This window comes from Chromobacterium phragmitis (genome assembly GCF_003325475.1).
Lineage (GTDB): Bacteria > Pseudomonadota > Gammaproteobacteria > Burkholderiales > Chromobacteriaceae > Chromobacterium > Chromobacterium phragmitis.
On sequence record NZ_CP029495.1, the window covers coordinates 3,946,498 to 3,963,934 of the forward strand.

The following is a 17,437-nucleotide window of genomic DNA, read 5'->3' on the forward strand; positions in this document are numbered from 1 at the left end:
TTCGACACCGGATGAATGCGAATAAAGGCATGACCGGCGATGTGTTCGGCGGCTTGACGGCCGCCATCGTCGCCTTGCCGCTGGCGCTGGCCTTCGGCGTGCAGTCGGGGCTGGGCGCGGTGGCCGGGCTTTACGGCGCCATCGTGCTGGGCATCGTGGCAGCCCTGTTGGGCGGGACCCCCACCCAGATCAGCGGCCCTACCGGACCGATGACGGTGGTGGCGGCGGCCATCGTCTCCGCCGAAGCGGCTTACTTCGGCTCGCTGGAGGCGGCCATGCCGGCCATTGTGATGACCTTTGTGCTGGCCGGCCTGTTCCAGGCGCTGATGGGGCTGGCGCGGTTGGGACAGTACATCAAGTACATGCCCTACCCGGTGATTTCCGGCTTCATGAGCGGGATCGGCGTCATCATCATCGCCTTGCAGATTTTCCCTCTGCTGGGACAGGCCTCGCCTAAAACGACGGTGGACATTTTGCTGGCGCTGCCGGCGGCTCTGGGGCGCGTCAACGGGCAGTCGCTGGGGCTGGCGCTGGGCGTCGTCGCCACCATCTACCTGTTTCCCAAAGTCACCCGGGCGGTGCCCTCCACCCTGGTGGCGCTGCTTGGCTTCACGATGCTGTCGGCGGCGCTGGGGCTGGATGTGCCCACCATCGGCCATATTCCCCAAGGGCTGCCATCCTTCCATCTGAGCGCGCTGCTCGATATGAAGTGGCACGATCCGGGCATCATCATCTTCACCGCGCTGACGCTGGCCAGCCTGGGCGCGATAGACTCGCTGCTCACCTCCGTGGTGTCGGACAATATGACGCGCACCCAGCACCACTCCAACAAGGAGCTGATAGGCCAGGGCATAGGCAATGCCCTGGCCGGGCTGGTGGGCGGCATTCCCGGCGCGGGCGCCACCATCCGCACCGTGGTCAATATCCAATCCGGCGGCCGCAGCCGCCTGTCCGGGGCGACGCATGGCCTGGTCTTGCTGATCATCCTGTTCGGCGCCAGCGCCTATGCCGGCAAGATTCCGCTGGCGGTGCTGGCCGGCATACTGGTGACGGTGGGCGTGGGCATCATCGACTACCGCAGCCTGCGCGACATCAAGCACATTCCCAGGGCCGACATGGCCATCATGCTGAGCGTGATGTTGCTGACCGTATTCGTGGACCTGCTGCAGGCGGTGGGCATAGGCATGGTGATGGCCGCGCTGTGGTTCATGAAGCAAATGGGCGATCTGGCGGAGGAAAACGCCAAAGGGCATGTGCTGATCCACGAGGACCAAGCCGCGCTGCCGGACGAGCGCCCCTTGCTGGAGGCCATGGGGGGCAGGGTTTACATCCAGCATTTTGACGGCCCCATCTTTTTTGGCTTCACCTTTGGCTTCAACAAGATCATCCGCGAGCTGCCGGAAGTCCAGATGGTGGTTTTCAGGATGGAGAACGTGCCCTATATGGATCAGAGCGGCCTGTACGCGTTTGAGGACGCGGTGACCGAGCTGAAGAGCAAGGGCATAGATGTGGTGTTTTGCGGATTGCAGCCGCAGCCGCAAGGCATGTTCGAAAAAGTGAAGATCATCCCGAACCTGGTGGCGGACGACAAAATCTTCACAACCTTCCAGCAGATAGCGGCGCGCGGCGGCTAAGGCGGCATGCCCGGCGGCGCCGGGCTTCCCGCGCTCAGGCCGCCTGCGGGCGGACGCGCAGCTTGCCGGCCAGCCGCAAGCCATCGCGGAAATTTTTCCCCATCATCGTCAACTGCGCCAATCCCACCGCCAGCTCCAGCGCCTGGACCGCATAGAAAACCGCGTCGAATGCGCCTGCCTGCGCGCGAAGGTTCAGAAACAGCGCGGCGGGAATCATGATCAGCAAGCCGTTCATGGCGATGAACGGCATCCGCTTCTTTTTGCCTTCCACTAGCTTGCCTTTTCGGCTCTTGGCCAGCATGGCGCCGCTGGCGCCCGTCAGCGCCATGGCCGCCGCCAAGGCTGGCACGCCGGCATAGGCGATGGCGTGTTTGACGGCCGCAATCGCGGCATGGTCCAGAAACAGCTCCGAAACGACGGTGGCGCTCCAAAAAACGGCGATGGCCAGGGTGGCGGCGGTGGCGGCCACGGCGTGGAGAATGGCTTTGTTCATGCTTGAATCCTTGCTGCGAATGAAACGGAACGGCTGCGCCAGCCGGCGGCGGGAGCAGACAACGCGCGCCGCATCGGCTAACATGGCTCATGTTTTCATATTGACATCATGATGTCAAAAAGACATTGAGTTGCCTATTTGCGGAGTGCGGGAAATGCAACAGCGAAACGAAAGAACGGCGGCGGGCGAGGCGCTGTCGGATGTGGTGCTGGATTTGTTCAGGGTAAACAACGGCTTGCTGGCGCAGGGAGATAGATTGGTGGCGCCGTTGGGCCTCACCAGCGCCCGCTGGCAGGTGCTGGGCACGATAGTGGCGGCGGAGCGCCCGCAGCCGGTGGCCTGGCTGGCGCGAGACATGGGAGGCAACCGCCAGAATGTGCAGCGCATCGTCAATGATCTGGCCAAGGAAGGCTGGGTGGCATTCGCCGACAATCCCCACCATCGCCGCGCCTCGCTGATTGTGCTGACCGATCTGGGCCGGGAGGCCTACAACGCCGCGATGAAGCTGCAAGCGCCGTGGATCAACCGGCTGGCCGAGGGCATGGGCCTGGAGGACATTGCCGCGCTGCGGCGGGTGCTGTCCATATTGCAGGCGCGGTTGGCGGAAGATGCGGGTTGAGCCGTTCGTTCCGTCAGCTTTTGCCGATTCCGCGCCATAGACGCAGGGCGTAACTGAGAGGCAGAGATGAATATCCATAGGACGGACTGGGCGAGATGCGGAAAATAAAGCTGAGCGAAGGAAAAATATTCTTGATCTTGGCGGTGCTCTATTGGGCGTTTGCCATGGTCTGGTGTTGGCGCGCGACGGATGGAGAGTGTCTGTATTTCATCATTTTCCTGCAGATGGCCGCGATGTATTTCTTGCCGGCCATGGGCGCGCTGTGGATGGCGATTTCCGCCGTTTCCTGGCTGCTTGCCCGTATGCCAGAGGGCCGGTAGAGGGGCGTCGCCTGCCAGGCGATGCGCTGTCAGACAGCGTGTAGTGCTCAAACGTCATGTCAGCCTGCGGCCTTGGTGATTGGCTCCCTCCCATGTCGAGGCAGGGGGCTGGACGATGCACCGCCTTTTTGGGGTTTGTAACAGGCGCGAGGCATTGTTTTTTCATTCCCTTTTGACAAGGCGGTTCGAAGGCTTGGATATGTTGCCAACGCTAGAGCGGGCGTCCATGCGCAAGGCCCGCTTCGGCAGACCTTGCGCATGGACGAAAAGGCTAGGGACGACAACGCCCCGGCTGTGTCAGATCGTTTTATAGGTGAGCGCCGCGCCGACGATCAAACCTTGGTTGATCTGGATGCTTTCCAGCGTCGCGCCTATCGTGATGTTTTCGAAAGAGAAGGTTTTGTTGCTGATTTCCTTCGATTGCCAGTCCTTAGGCGTGCGGGAGCCGATTTTCTCCATCGCTTCGTACAAGATGGCATACCAAGTGGCGGCCAGAATGGCCTCGATCAGCGCGGCAAGCAGCAAGTAGGGGTTGACCGAAGCAAAGGCTGCCGCCACTGTCGCGGAGATGAGGGCTTCCACGGTGAGCGGGCCGGGTGCGCCGGGATTGAATGTGACGATTTCGCCGTTGGAACTCCAGGTGGTCGAAATGGTTTGAGTGCCATCGCTGTTTTCTGTCAGCGCAACGGCCATGTCGTATTCGTAGGTGCCGGTGTAGGCGCCGCTGATGGTGAGGATGAGATCCAGATCGGGGCCGGGCAGCGTAGTCTGCGTTTTGAACAACCAGCCAAACTGGCTCATGATATTCCACGGGGAAGGACCGTTTGGATTGGGGCTGGCCGTTACGGTCAGCACGGACGGGCTGCCGGAGCTGACATTGTAGCTGAGTGTTACCTTGTCGCTGATGGCGGTTGGACCTTCTTGTGCGACCACGGACCACAGGGCTTCGTCGGCGATGGCCATGATGGTGTTGACGCCATCGGCTTGCGTGAATGTGCCGTACGAGATCAGGGTATCCTGCCAATCGCCGGTGGGCGGCGTGGCGCCGGAAATCGTGCTGAGCGCCGCCAGTTGCGCATCAGTGCTTGAGTTGTAATTCAGCGTGATGAACTGCGTATAAATCGGCATGAGCGCGGCCTTGGTGGCTGGCGAGAGTTTGCCGTTGCTATCGCTGCTTTGCGTATGGGTGCCGAGAAAAATAGGGGAGTCATTGCCAAAGCCGGCAATGGCGGTTTGCAAGGAGGCGACCAGCGCGTTGTAAACCGTGTCAGTAGCGGTTGATGGGATGCAGCTAAATGGATAAATGTAGTTGTCGCTGACGGAGATGTCCGGCGCGGCAAGCGTGAGCGTGCTGTCTGTCAGGTAGAGATATTCATCCCAGGTGTCCGGCGTGGCGCTGGATGGCGATAGTTGCACGGAAACGGTATCCAGATCGACGACCAGGCCAAACGTGCCGCTGAATGTCACCGTGCTGCCATTGGTGGACTGCGCGTTTCCGGAAAAGGGAACCGTGACAAATAAGGCGTTTTCCTGGCTTGAATCAATGGAAGCCGCGCTTTGCGATGGCTTGAAGGTAATGGAGACGGGAATGCCTTCGTAGTTGCCGCTCCAGGTATTGCTATGTCCGGAGGCGCTCCATTTTCTTGCCAGCGCGGTTTTAATGATGGGAAGAAGCGAATTGTTGATCGCCGTGCCATAGCTCCAGCCTGCCAAACAAGTCATATCATCTCCTGGTTGCATGAGTCCGTACGATTTGCCGGGATTGGCGTGCCGCCATCAAAAGCAAGCGGACAACATGCGGTCATGCCGCAGTCCGCATACTTCAAACATTGATTCTAGCCAGCGGTTGGGTTGGGTTAGCTGAACAAAATGACAGTGATGTCTTATGGAGGCTGGATGCGTCTATCCTGCGCTGCGCCTTGCGGGTAGGTCTATTGGCCTGAACGCCAATAGACCGCGCCACAGACGCGTGAAATAGCGGGAATGCCGCCCTGGGCGGATTTCAACACGCTGGGTTGCCGGCTTCGCATTTGCGCCGTTTGCGAAGCGATCAATCAAGCGCGGCTGACATGGAGGCCTTGCGCTGGCTTGGCTATCAGCCGGCGGCGAAGGGGCCGCCGGCGGGGAGAGGCGCTGGAAACAGAACCGCGCAGGCGCTATGGTCTTGGGTGGAGGCGTCTTGCAGACAAGGGCTGGTAGGGCGCATCCCCCCGTGAGGGCGAAGCGCCGCCATATTGGCTGTATTCGGAAGCAGCCTCACCCCGCCAGCTTGCCCATCCGCTCAGCTAGCCGCAGATGGCAAGCCGCGGCCAGCTTGACCAGCTCCGGGCTGGTGACGGGCATCTTGCCGGGTTCGGCAATCAGCTCCGCCATGCCTTCCAGCGTGGAGACGCTGCTGTTCAGGCCGATCAGCCTGCCGTGCGGCCAGCGCTGCTTGTTATTGGGCGCATAGTCCAGCGCCACCACCCAGCGCGAATGCTGCCAAGTGCCTGGCTCGCGCAGCACGGCCTCCATCACCGCGCGGCTGACCTGCTGCGCCGCCTCCGCGGCGAGGGCCAGCGCCAGATGCAAGGTGTCCGCCGTATTGGCCGCGCCGGCCTCCTGCAGCAAGGCTGGGCGGGTTGCTTCCAGCCACCAGCGCCGCAACCGCCGCGCGCCGGGCTTCTTGATGCGGCGGAACACCTCGTCCAGCTCGCCTTCGGACAGGCACAACACCGGCTCCGCCTCATCCGCCAGCCGCAAGGGCCGCCCCAGCGGCTCGCCCAAGGCCTTCAGCAAATCCTCCACCTCCAGCTTCATGGACGCCGCCACCTCCGCGGCCACCAGCCAGAACCCCTCAGGCCGCCGCACCACCCTCATGGCCAAACCCTTGGCGAAATCCAGCCGCAGCGGCGCATTTACCTGCTGATCGATAGCTGCATTCATGGCCGGGCCTCCCCAAGCAAACGCGCAAACTGCGCTGCTAAAAACGCAAGCCGATATGCGGCGCGCAGGCGCAACGATGCACGCGACAAATGGCGGGGAGGGCGAATAAGGGGAGGGGAAAGAGAAACGACAGTACGAACATCCATAGCGATGTCTCCAAACGGCTTTGCCCGACCAAGCATTGCGAGCGCAAGGGCGCAAGTGGGATGCAATGCAAGGGCGTGTTGAACAACCACGGCTTTCGGGCGTGGGCCACCGCTAACGGAGGTGTGTTGAGCACCATCTGGCGATTTTACGCGTAGCAGGCTGGGGCAGGGCTTTCACTGTCCAGACCGAATGGGCAGGTTTCGCAGTTGACTATGCACTGAACTAAAAAAAGCCCGCAATCGCGGGCTTTTCAGCTAATCCGCCAGTTGCTCGCGGTAGTCTTCCAAGATGGCCTGGGCATCTTTATCGGCTTTGTACTTGGCATCGACTTTCTTGAACTGGCGCTTGGCGATATCGCAGTAGCGATTCGCCTTAGACCCGCTAACAAAACCTGTCGACAAATCGCAGACATATCAATGAGAAAGCCAGCTTGAGCAAGGCGTAATGCGTATCCAGCCGCCGTTCGAAGCGGATGCGCAACTTGCCGAAGCCAGCTAGCCAAGAATGGGTACGTTCTACCACCCAGCGGTGGCGACCTAGTCTCTCGCTGCTTTCCACCCCGCGCCGAGCAATTCGCACCAAGATTCCGCGTCGGCTCAGGTGTGCACGACAACGGCGGTAGTCATAGCCTTTGTCAGCATGCAGCTTGTAAGGCTTTTGTCTGGGCCGTCCTGGCAAGCCAGGAACGGCAGGAATCGCATCGACCAAAGTTTCGAAGACCATGGAGTCGTGCCGATTGGCGCCGGTAATGCTCAGCGCCAATGGCAAACCTCGGCGATCTACGATGATGTGCCGTTTGCTGCCGCATTTACCTCGATCGGTGGGGTTGGGGCCGGTCTCTTGGCCCCCCGGGGGCTGGCAACGCTAGCCCCATCAATGCTGGCCCGGCTCCAATCAATTTGATCGTGTTGGCGCAGTTGTATCAGCAGAGCCAGGTGTAGGCGGTCCCAAATGCCTTGCGCTTGCCAATCCCGCAGCCTTCGCCAGCAGGTCATCCCGCTGCCAAAACCGAGTTCCTGCGGGAGGTCCTCCCAAGGAATGCCGGTAGTGAGAACAAACAAGATGCCGTTGAGGGCAGCAAAATCATCCAGCCGCGGCCTCCCACCCCGGCGGGAACGCGGCGGCGGAGAGAGTAGCGGCTGCAATGACTTCCAGAGCTTCTGGCTGATGACTTTTCGTTGCATCTTCGCCAGGTGAGGGCATACGCATCTGGCATCAAGAGGTTTTGTTAGCGGCTCTTATTGACCAGCTGTTTCTGTTCCTTGGGGGAACCCGGTCCGCCGATCTCTCCCAAGAAGTGATCGCACAAGTCTGCTGTCTCGACGAATTTTTCTACATCCTGGTTGCTGGCAGTTCCGGCAATGACAGGGAATGTGACAAAGCATGCTAGCGAGAATAAAGCGTATTTCATCATCTTGTGCGTTGTTTTTATAGGAAAAATCGTTGATTTTACGGGTCTGCTTCCTATGTGGTCCGCTATGCAGTTATGGCACTGTGTAATTTTCACACGTGGGTAGTTCTTTATTGGGGATGTAGACTCCAGTTGCAAGATCAAAGCTGAAAATGCGACGGAAAGTGCATTCTGGGTCTACCACTTTTACTAGGTCTTTCTTTTTCAGTGGAAGGCTAGCCAAGGAGTCGGTAAGTCGAGAGACAGGTCCGGGAAAACTGGTGGCGTGGGTTTGGAAAATCAACTTTGGAAATCCGGCATCTACCCGCTTATCTAGGTGGAATTGGCTTTTGAATTCATATTCGTCATGACAGGCGCCGCGACGCTGTTTGTAATCCCGCTCAGAAAAACAGGCCCGTATAAGAGCGCTGCCGTATGTGGATACTGTCAATGTTTCCCGAATGTTCATTTCATTATTTTTGGGATATAAATGGAACAGGTGAAGGATGCTGGAGTTGGCACCTCCGCCGGAATACATGGTATGTGAGTCCTCTTCAATGCCAATCATCATGCCCTGGGTAGTGTCGGCCAAATACAGCATGCGAGGCCAAAGGGTCAGCGTTGTGTTCATGAGTTCAGATGTCAGCTCTTTTAGTTCAAAGCTGACATTGCTCTCTTTTCCATGAATCTGGGTGATTTTTAGAATGGGAAGTGAGCTGTCTTTTTGATAGATCAGTTCGCTACAAAATTCTTTATCTGATGTACAGCCTTGAACGGATGCTTCAGGAGAGCCTTGCGGGGCTACGCTCATGTTCTTTAGTTTATTTCCGGCTTTGTCCACATCCGATAAGGTGTCTTTTGTGGCAGCCAGAAGCGGAGTGAACGACTGTGCAAGCATCAGCAAGGTGAGAGCCGTATTTTTCAATTTCATCAACTTGGATCCAGTGAATGGTAAGGCATCTAAACAAAGCGGCTTCACCTTGTTATTGTCAAGTATGAAGATTGGAATCGAACCAGTTAGCAGATAACCCCTTCAGTGCAAGCCTGGTTTCGAACCAGATTCGTGATAAGCTGTCGGCGCTTCGACGCGCGGAGACGGTAGCGCCTACTGCTGGGTGAGTCAAAGATTCGCATGCATGTAGCTCTGGCAGCTCTCAGAGGCTGGTTTGAAAGATGGGGTTTCACAGCGCTGTAAGAGCAGCCTGGGGTCAGGGGGATTGGCCGAGCAATCGTCTTGCCCGTTTGCCGGGCGGAACTGGCATGTCAAATATCATCTGCGAAGCGGATTTAGACCCGCTAACAAAACCTATATTTTGCACAGTGGCGCACATGGAAGATCAGCGACTTACAAGCGACCGCCTGAGGTTTTGTTAGCCACTCTTAAGAGCTGGAGAACAATATATATTGTTTGTGCTATGGCCCTTCTTCATTTCCCTTTGTTGAGAAATAATAGCCGACCACACTGCCTAAAATGGTAGTGCAGAAAGTTAGCACTTCATGAAAGTATTCGTTACGGAATATGCCAAAAAACATTATTAGAACAGTGGAGATGAATACCAATATTAATGAAAGAACAGGCTTTGTTCTATGGTTAAGCCGATAAGTCATCGTGTCTGTTTTACCTAACCCTCCGCATGTGCCACAGGCAAGACCGTAGTAAGACCCGCTAACAAAACCTGTCGACAAATCGCAGACATATCAATGAGAAAGCCAGCTTGAGCAAGGCGTAATGCGTATCCAGCCGCCGCTCGAAGCGGATGCGCAATTTCCCGAAGCCAGCTAGCCAAGAATGGGTACGTTCTACCACCCAGCGGTGGCGACCTAGTCTCTCGCTGCTTTCCACCCCGCGCCGCGCGATTCGCACCAAGATTCCGCGTTGGCTCAGGTGTGCACGGCAACGGCGGTAGTCATAGCCTTTGTCAGCATGCAGCTTGTAAGGCTTTTGTCTGGGCCGTCCTGGCAACCCAGGAACGGCAGGAATCGCATCGACCAAAGTTTCGAAGACCATGGAGTCGTGCCGATTGGCGCCGGTAATGCTCAGCGCCAATGGCAAACCTCGGCGATCTACGATGATGTGCCGTTTGCTGCCGCATTTACCTCGATCGGTGGGGTTGGGGCCGGTCTCTTGGCCCCCCGGGGGCTGGCAACGCTAGCCCCATCAATGCTGGCCCGGCTCCAATCAATTTGATCGTGTTGGCGCAGTTGTATCAGCAGAGCCAGGTGTAGGCGGTCCCAAATGCCTTGCGCTTGCCAATCCCGCAGCCTTCGCCAGCAGGTCATCCCGCTGCCAAAACCGAGTTCCTGCGGGAGGTCCTCCCAAGGAATGCCGGTAGTGAGAACAAACAAGATGCCGTTGAGGGCAGCAAAATCATCCAACCGCGGCCTCCCACCCCGGTGGGAACGCGGCGGCGGGGAGAGTAGCGGCTGCAATGACTTCCAAAGCTTCTGGCTGATGACTTTTCGTTGCATCTTCGCCAGGTGAGGGCATAAGCATCTGGCATCAAGAGGTTTTGTTAGCGGGTCTTAGCCCGTTTATCCAAGCTATTTTTATTGCATGTTCGGCGGAGCGCTCCGAAAGGGTCGGGGCTTCCACCCTACGCGGTAGGTGCAGTAGGGCAGAGACTTCGCAGAGGCGTTCCGCCTCGATGTATAACGAACGATATCCGGTGTACGCGGTGGAGTGCACGTTAATGATAATTATATTATTTTAAAAGTCTTACCTTCAATTTTTATTCCCTCTGCCTGGACTTTTAGATATGATTTATCCATTGGGTTGTAGCTAGAATTTTTAGTTAGTATCCAATGCCAAGAGATAATGTTCACTCCTGCCCATTTGGCATTGGAATTTAATTGTTGAATAGCAGCTCTCTTTTTTTCAATAATAAGCTGTGGCTGACCACCACCAGTTGGGTGTATTTCAATGGCGTGAACGCCATCTTTCAAAGAATTTGAAATTTCAACCAAGTAGTCCCATCTATTTTGTTGATGGTAGCCTTTGGTTTTCATGAATTCATCAAGATCAATGCTGTAGATGATTTTTGCTGGGTTTTTTTCTTCTATTGATCTCTTGTCTTTTATTGCCTTCATTCCAATTTTTATTGCCGCGTCAAATTCAGGGCACATGGTATTTTTCAGAGTCATTTGTTATTCACACCTGTTGTTTATTTTGTACAGAGCGTCCCCGATATTTTTTGTATATGAAGCAAGTCCACCCCATGTGTTCTCATGAGTGCTCACGGCAAATGGATCAAGAGATGTAATGTCATGGCTCTTTACGCGACCATCGCTTCCGAAATCAAAATTATATATCTTGATTTTGGATTTTTTTAAAGTGTCTATGCAATCTTGCATTGCAATCGGTATGCGAAGTGCATTGCAGTAGTCGGCTGAAGTCGCACAACTCAGCTTAAGTTGAGATATTCCCCATGCAAAATCAAGGAAAATTGAGCTATGAGTTGTAAGTATAACTTTATATCCGCGATGAATTAATTCAACAATCAGGACAAGAAAGGATTCAATGGCTTTTGAATGCAACCCCATTTCTGGTTCTTCAATTATTATTGTGCAAATGTCTTCATGTTTCTTTACTTTTCCAGCCGGCATTAGGTCATAAAGTGAAAGAAGTAACGGTGTAAATTCTCGTTGGCCGGCTGTCCAGTTCATAAACGGGATTCCTGATCCGTCTGGGATTTTTAACTCTAATCTTTTCCTTTGGGAGTGTTTAGATAGATTCAATGTTGAGTCATGGTAAACAGCTTGATTAATGATTTCTCTGACAGATGATTTTAGTCTATTTTGTCTTGGGAAAATTACATCAGTTTCTGAAGTGTTCATGCTCGTAAGCTGGTTGTACAGATCTTCAGATGAGCGACGAGCTACATATGGGGTGTCCATGGCATGCTGCTGAAACAACTTTGGCCACCCATCTACCATTAGTAGCCCTCTATGTGCTGGTATAACTCTAATTTTATGTTTTTTTGCAAAAACTTTTTTTTCAGGTAATGCTAGTGGACTTGCATCTTCCCCATTAAAAATAATATTCACATCTTCTGTTACGCTTCTTTCATAACCTTCGCCGAAGTAAAGAGAGTAAAATTCGCTATTTTTTTCAAAATAATACCCATACTTCTTTAGATCTGAGCATACGGCATTTCTATCGGCCAGCAGTTTAACCCATTGCATTGCAAGGCTTTTTCCAGATGCTTGCGGCCCAACAATAACTGTTAAATCACCGAAGCTGATATTTATTTCTTTTATATGGGCAAAATTCGCTATTTTGATTGATTTGGCAGGCATGATAGCAGTTTTGGTGTATTTTAAAATTTAGAAATAAAAAAGGCACACTTAATTAGTGTGCCTTTTACATAAATATCTGTCAACGTTTTATGTCAAATCAATCCCAGCTCAACGCCCCGCCAGTCTGATACTCGGTGACGCGGGTCTCGAAGAAGTTCTTCTCCTTCTTCAAGTCGATCATCTCGCTCATCCACGGGAAGGGATTGTTCACGCCCGGGAACAGCGGGTCCAGGCCAATCTGCTGCATGCGGCGGTTGGCGATGAAGCGCAGGTATTCCTTGAACATGCTGGCGTTCAGGCCCAGCACGCCGCGCGGCATGGTGTCTTCGGCGTAGGCGTATTCCAGCTCCACGGCTTGCTTGAACAGCTCCACGATCTCGGCCTTGAAGCTGTCGGTCCACAGCAGCGGGTTTTCCAGCTTGATGGTGTTGATCAGGTCGATGCCGAAGTTGCAGTGCATGGACTCGTCGCGCAGGATGTACTGGTACTGCTCGGCGGCGCCGGTCATCTTGTTCTGGCGGCCCAGAGCCAGGATCTGCACGAAGCCGACGTAGAAGAACAGGCCTTCCATGATGCAGGCGAACACGATCAGGGATTTGAGCAGCTTCTGGTCGTTTTCGACGGTGCCGGTTTTGAATTCCGGGTTGCACAGCACGTCGATGAACGGGATCAGGAATTCGTCCTTGTCGCGGATGGACTTCACTTCGTGATAGGCGTTGAACACTTCGCCTTCGTCCAGGCCCAGGCTTTCCACGATGTACTGGTAGGCGTGGGTGTGGATGGCTTCGTCAAAGGCCTGGCGCAGCAGGAACTGGCGGCATTCCGGGCTGGTGATCTGGCGGTAGGTGCCCAGCACGATGTTGTTGGCGGCCAGGGAGTCGGCGGTGACGAAGAAGCCCAGGTTGCGCTTCACGACGCGCATTTCGTCTTCGGTCAGCTGGCCGGTTTTCCATTGTTCGATGTCGCGCTGCATGTTCACTTCCTGCGGCATCCAGTGGTTGGCGCACTGCGCCAGGTACTTTTCCCAAGCCCATTTGTGCTTGAACGGTACCAGCTGGTTGACGTCGGTTGTGCCGTTGATCACCTTCTTGTCCACCACGTTTACGCGGCCGCTGCCATGGGCGTCCATGGAGGAGGGGGCGGCGGACGGGGCGGGGACGGCGTCTTCGAAATTCAGCATGGGTGCTCCTGATTCTTGGTTTTGCCGCGCCGGAGCGCGGCGGTTTGCTTATGCGGTTTTTACGGCTTTTTCCGGTTGCGGCGCCTGCATGGCCTGAGCGGGCTGCAGCTGGCTTTGCCGGGTGATTTCTATGCTGCCCGGCGCGGCCGGGGCGTTGTCCGGCGGCGCGGCCTGCACGCGGAGGGCGTGGGCGCCGGCGTCGGCCAGCAGCGGCTTGCGGCCGCTCACGCTTCTGCGCAGCAGGTAATAGGCGGTGGTGCTCATGGCGTCTCCCGCGGTTTTAGAAGCGCAATTGCTGGGCCAGTTGGCGGATCAGCCGGCGTTCACAGGCTTCTTCCTGGTCCATCTGCTCCTGCTGCCGCCGCCGTTGGGCGCGCAAGGCCTGCAGCTGGCGATACTGGCGGTTGGCGTCGGTCAGGTCTTCTTTCAGCGTCTCGATTTCCTGCTGCAGCTCTTCCGGCTGGCAGTACACCACCAGGGTGTCGCCCTCTATCCAGGCCTTGCGCCACAGCTGGGCGCGCGGCAGGCGGCGGGCTTCGTTGAAGAAGTCTTTCCACTCGTTTGGCGGCGCGGCGTTCAGTTGCAGATACATGTTGAACAGCAGGAATTGCTTGTCCGGGTTGTGCGATTTTTCTTCGCAGAAGCCGGTAATGCCGATGTTTTCAAATGTCTGCATCTGATCCTCCGTGCGCTGCCTGTTGCCTTGCCGGCGGGCGAGCCCGTCGACGCCTTGCGTGCTAGCCGGTGACGGCTTGCGGCGGTTGCGATGGCGGGGCCATCGCTTGCTGCTCCGGCGCGGTGTCGTATTGCACCAGGCCGTAGATTTTCCATTCGCCATTCACCTTTTTCAGGTGGTAGCCGGTGCGGTAGCGCCACGGCGGCTGGCCGTGGCGCGCCACGGTCCAGGCCACGGCGGCGCAGGCGGCGTCTTCGCCCAGCGGCAGCACGCTCTCCAGTTGGAGGCTGGCCTCGGCGAAGCCCTGGGCGCGATACCATTCCAGCAGGGCCGAGGTGGTGGCGCGCAGCGAGAGGGCGTCGGTCCAGCAGGCCAGGTCGCCGTGGTGGATGGCGGTGAAGGGCACGGTGAAGCGCGACATCACGGCATCCACGTCCAGCTGCGAATAGCTTTGCCGGTATTGCTCGAAAAATGCTTCCAGGCTCATGGCGGGGCTTTCGTCTCGTCTTTGCGTCGGGGCGCGGCATTTTTCCAGCCCGCCGCAATCAGAGCGGGGCCGGGGCTTGCATCCCGAAACCGCCTGAAGGCCAAGCGGCTTGAGGATGGGGAGGCTTGCGCCTCCCAGTCTGGCTTAACCTCGCGAGAGGTTTTGCCATTCGGCGGAACGCCCCTTGCGGGGTGTTCCGCCCTACGAAATCCGCCTTACTGGCAGGATTCGCAATCGGGGTTGTCGATGCTGCAGAACTTGGCGTCGGTGGCCGGGGTGTTGTCCACCGCGGCTGTCGGCGCGGTTTGCGCCTGGCTGGACACGGCGTTCAGCTCGCCGCCGCGGCCGGTGGACTTCTCGGCGCTGGTGGCGGCCAGGGTGCGCAGGTAGTAGGTGGTCTTCAGACCGCGCAGCCAGGCGTGCTTGTACAGCTCGTCCAGTTTCTTGCCGGAAGCGCCGGCCATGTACAGGTTCAGCGACTGCGCCTGGTCGATCCACTTCTGGCGGCGGGAAGCCGCTTCCACCAGCCATTTCGGGTCCACTTCGAAAGCGGTGGCGTAGATGGCTTTCAGTTCGGCCGGCACGCGGTCGATCTGGCCCAGGCTGCCGTCGAAGTATTTCAGGTCGGCCACCATCACTTCGTCCCACAGGCCGGCGGCTTTCAGATCGCGCACCAGGTATTCGTTGGTGACGGTGAATTCGCCGGACAGGTTGGATTTGACGAACAGGTTCTGGTAGGTCGGCTCGATGGATGCGGACACGCCGATGATGTTGGCGATGGTCGCGGTCGGGGCGATGGCCAGGCAGTTGCTGTTGCGCATGCCGTGCTGCTTGATGCGGTCGCGCAGCTTGTTCCAGTCCATGCGTTCGGTGCGGTCCACTTCCAGGTAGCCGCCGCGCTCGGCCGCCAGCAGGTTGATGCTGTCGTGCGGCAGCACGCCGCGGTCCCACAGGCTGCCGCTGTACGACGGGTAGCGGCCGCGCTCTTCGGCCAGCTCGGTGGAGGCCAGGTAGGCGAAGTAAGCCACCATTTCCATGGATTCGTCGGCGAATTCCACGGCGGCGTTGGAGCCGTACGGCACGCGCTTGATGTGCAGGCAGTCCTGGAAGCCCATCACGCCCATGCCTACCGGGCGGTGCTTCAGGTTGGAGTTGCGCGCCTTCTTCACCGGGTAGAAGTTGATGTCGATCACGTTGTCCAGCATGCGTAGCGCGGTGCGGATGGTGCGCTGCAGCTTGTCGGCGTCCATGCTGCCGTCAGCCTTCAGGTGCGCGGACAGATTCACGGAACCCAGGTTGCAGACGGCGATTTCGTCGTCATTGGTGTTCAGCGTGATCTCGGTGCACAGGTTGGAGCTGTGAACCACGCCCATGTGCTGCTGCGGGCTGCGGATGTTGCACGGGTCCTTGAAGGTGACCCACGGGTGGCCGGTTTCGAACAGCATGGTCAGCATCTTGCGCCACAGGCTCAGGGCCGGGATGCGCTTGTGCACCTTCAGCTCGCCGCGGGCGGCCTTGGCTTCGTAGGCGGTGTAGGCCTTTTCGAATGCCTGGCCGTACAGGTCGTGCAGGTCCGGGGTTTCGGACGGGGAGAACAGGCTCCAGTCGCCGCCTTCCATCACGCGCTTCATGAACAGGTCCGGAATCCAGTTGGCGGTGTTCATGTCGTGGGTGCGGCGGCGGTCGTCGCCGGTGTTCTTGCGCAGCTCGAGGAATTCCTCGATGTCGGCGTGCCAGGTTTCCAGGTAGGCGCAGACGGCGCCCTTGCGCTTGCCGCCCTGGTTCACCGCCACGGCGGTGTCGTTCACCACTTTCAGGAACGGCACCACGCCTTGCGATTTGCCGTTGGTGCCCTTGATGTGCGAGCCCATGGCGCGCACCGGGGTCCAGTCGTTGCCCAGGCCGCCGGCGAACTTGGACAGCAGCGCGTTTTCCTTGATGCCTTCGTAGATGCCGTCCAGGTCATCGGCGATGGTGGTCAGGTAGCAGCTGGACAGCTGGCTGCGGCGGGTGCCGGAGTTGAACAGCGTCGGGGTGGACGACATGAAGTCGAAGCTGGACAGCACGTTGTAGAACTCGATGGCGCGGTCTTCGCGGTTCACTTCGTTCAGCGCCAGGCCCATGGCGACGCGCATGTAGAAAGCCTGCGGCATTTCGATGCGGGCGCCGTCCACGTGCAGGAAGTAGCGATCGTACAGGGTTTGCAGGCCCAGGTAGCCGAATTGCAGGTCGCGTTCGGCGTCCAGCGCCGCGCCCAGCTTTTTCAGGTCGTATTCGGCCAGCTTTTCGTCCAGCAGCTCGGCGGCGATGCCCTTTTTGATGTAGTCGGCGAAGTAGGGCGCGTATTGCTTGCCCATTTCGTCCTGGCTCACGGCTTCGCCCAGGATTTCCAGACGGATGTTGCCCATCAGCAGGCGGGCGGTCACGTAATCGTAGGCCGGGTCTTGCTCGATCATGGAGCGGGCGGCCAGGATGGCGGACTTGCCCACTTCTTCTTCCGGCACGCCATCGTAGATGTTCTTCAGGGTCTCGGCCAGGATGGCGTCCACGTCGATGCCGGCCAGGTTCTTGCTGGCGGCTTCGATGTTGGCGCGCAGGCGGGCCACGTCCAGCGGCAGCTTGCGGCCGTCCTTGCGCAGCACGTTGATCTGCACGCTGGTCAGCGCTTCGCCGCGGGCGGCGCGCTCTTGCGAGCGCTGTTCGCGGTACAGCACGTAGGCGCGGGCCACGTCGTGCTCGCCGAATCGCATCAGCGACAGCTCAACCTGATCCTGGATGTCTTCGATATGGATGGCGCCGCCTTCCGGCTTGCGGCGCATCAGCGCGTTGACCACCTGTTCGGTCAGTTGGGCCACCTTGTCGCGAATGCTGGCGGAGGTGGCGCCTTGATGCCCCATCACGGCCAGGAAGGCCTTGGTCATGGCGATGGAGATCTTGACGGGTTCGAACGGCACCACCGCGCCATTGCGTCGGATGGTCTTGTACAGGCTGAAATCGGCTTGCGGCGCTGCTGCGCGGCCGAGTTCCGCGGCGGTTTGCCCTTCAAAGGTGGTCAGTTGCATGTATCCCTCGATAAAGAGAAGTTTACGTCCGGCCGCGCTGCTTTCTTGAAGGGCAGGTCGGCTTGTGGACAATTCTGTTGAAAAGCTGTGTGCGGGCTGTGGGTAAACACAATATATACCGTCAGCACCGTCAAATCTGCCCAAATTCTAGTGGTCGGGGTGACGTAGTTCAAGTCTTGACTTTGGCTGGAAATCTGGCAGCGCAAGC

General features: G+C 57.6%; 16 protein-coding genes. 3 read left to right on the plus strand and 13 right to left on the minus strand.

Going from position 1 to position 17,437, the window contains the following annotated elements; translation table 11 throughout:
• The first annotated feature begins 11 nt into the window (after positions 1-11).
• Complete coding sequence (locus tag DK842_RS18720; protein ID WP_114062812.1) at positions 12-1,634, plus strand: SulP family inorganic anion transporter; 1,623 nt, start codon at positions 12-14, stop codon at positions 1,632-1,634.
• A gap of 34 nt (positions 1,635-1,668) precedes the next feature.
• On the opposite strand, the gene DK842_RS18725 is transcribed toward DK842_RS18720, so the two are convergent.
• A complete protein-coding gene (locus tag DK842_RS18725; protein WP_114063810.1) occupies positions 1,669-2,127 on the minus strand; it encodes a hypothetical protein in 459 nt (152 codons plus the stop codon).
• Positions 2,128-2,281: 154 nt separating this feature from the next.
• Between DK842_RS18725 and DK842_RS18730 the strand changes: the two genes are divergently transcribed.
• On the plus strand, positions 2,282-2,746 hold the full coding sequence (locus tag DK842_RS18730; RefSeq protein WP_114062813.1) for a MarR family winged helix-turn-helix transcriptional regulator: 465 nt from the start codon (positions 2,282-2,284) through the stop codon (positions 2,744-2,746).
• A 131-nt stretch (positions 2,747-2,877) separates the two neighbouring features.
• Positions 2,878-3,066: a hypothetical protein gene (locus DK842_RS18735; protein WP_145964085.1), complete on the plus strand. Its 189-nt coding sequence runs from the start codon at positions 2,878-2,880 to the stop codon at positions 3,064-3,066.
• Positions 3,067-3,363: 297 nt separating this feature from the next.
• Here DK842_RS18735 and DK842_RS18740 read toward each other — a convergent pair whose 3' ends face one another.
• The 12 genes from DK842_RS18740 to DK842_RS18785 form a co-directional block, all read right to left on the minus strand.
• Positions 3,364-4,788, minus strand: a complete 1,425-nt coding sequence (locus DK842_RS18740) for a hypothetical protein (protein WP_114062815.1) — start codon at positions 4,786-4,788, stop codon at positions 3,364-3,366.
• A 534-nt stretch (positions 4,789-5,322) separates the two neighbouring features.
• On the minus strand, positions 5,323-5,991 hold the full coding sequence (locus DK842_RS18745; protein ID WP_114062816.1) for a BRO-N domain-containing protein: 669 nt from the start codon (positions 5,989-5,991) through the stop codon (positions 5,323-5,325).
• A 528-nt stretch (positions 5,992-6,519) separates the two neighbouring features.
• Positions 6,520-7,322, minus strand: a protein-coding gene (locus DK842_RS18750) for an IS5 family transposase (protein WP_114060661.1) whose coding sequence is annotated in 2 segments (ribosomal slippage) — positions 6,520-6,995 and positions 6,995-7,322 — 804 coding nt in all. Because the reading frame shifts where the segments join, the coding sequence is not laid out codon by codon here.
• Between the two features lie 300 nt (positions 7,323-7,622).
• The gene (locus DK842_RS23120) at positions 7,623-8,459 is read right to left on the minus strand and encodes a hypothetical protein (RefSeq protein WP_145964086.1); all 837 of its coding nucleotides are present in this window, start codon (positions 8,457-8,459) and stop codon (positions 7,623-7,625) included.
• A 735-nt stretch (positions 8,460-9,194) separates the two neighbouring features.
• Positions 9,195-9,997, minus strand: a protein-coding gene (locus tag DK842_RS18755; RefSeq protein WP_114062817.1) for an IS5 family transposase whose coding sequence is annotated in 2 segments (ribosomal slippage) — positions 9,195-9,670 and positions 9,670-9,997 — 804 coding nt in all. Because the reading frame shifts where the segments join, the coding sequence is not laid out codon by codon here.
• 228 nt (positions 9,998-10,225) lie between these two features.
• Positions 10,226-10,669, minus strand: a complete 444-nt coding sequence (locus tag DK842_RS23125; RefSeq protein WP_145964087.1) for a hypothetical protein — start codon at positions 10,667-10,669, stop codon at positions 10,226-10,228.
• 3 nt (positions 10,670-10,672) lie between these two features.
• Positions 10,673-11,824 carry an AAA family ATPase gene (locus DK842_RS18760; RefSeq protein WP_114062818.1) on the minus strand — a complete coding sequence of 384 codons (1,152 nt, stop codon included), beginning with the start codon at positions 11,822-11,824 and terminating at the stop codon, positions 10,673-10,675.
• A 97-nt stretch (positions 11,825-11,921) separates the two neighbouring features.
• A complete protein-coding gene (locus DK842_RS18765; RefSeq protein WP_114062819.1) occupies positions 11,922-13,004 on the minus strand; it encodes a ribonucleotide-diphosphate reductase subunit beta in 1,083 nt (360 codons plus the stop codon).
• 48 nt (positions 13,005-13,052) lie between these two features.
• Positions 13,053-13,268 carry a hypothetical protein gene (locus DK842_RS18770; RefSeq protein ID WP_114062820.1) on the minus strand — a complete coding sequence of 72 codons (216 nt, stop codon included), beginning with the start codon at positions 13,266-13,268 and terminating at the stop codon, positions 13,053-13,055.
• A 16-nt stretch (positions 13,269-13,284) separates the two neighbouring features.
• Positions 13,285-13,680 (minus strand): hypothetical protein, encoded by a 396-nt coding sequence (locus DK842_RS18775; protein WP_114062821.1) that lies wholly within the window; start codon positions 13,678-13,680, stop codon positions 13,285-13,287.
• Positions 13,681-13,741: 61 nt separating this feature from the next.
• Entirely contained in the window at positions 13,742-14,167 is a 426-nt protein-coding gene (locus tag DK842_RS18780; RefSeq protein WP_114062822.1) for a nuclear transport factor 2 family protein, read from the minus strand.
• Positions 14,168-14,382: 215 nt separating this feature from the next.
• Complete coding sequence (locus DK842_RS18785; RefSeq protein WP_114062823.1) at positions 14,383-17,229, minus strand: ribonucleoside-diphosphate reductase subunit alpha; 2,847 nt, start codon at positions 17,227-17,229, stop codon at positions 14,383-14,385.
• Positions 17,230-17,437: the final 208 nt, after the last annotated feature.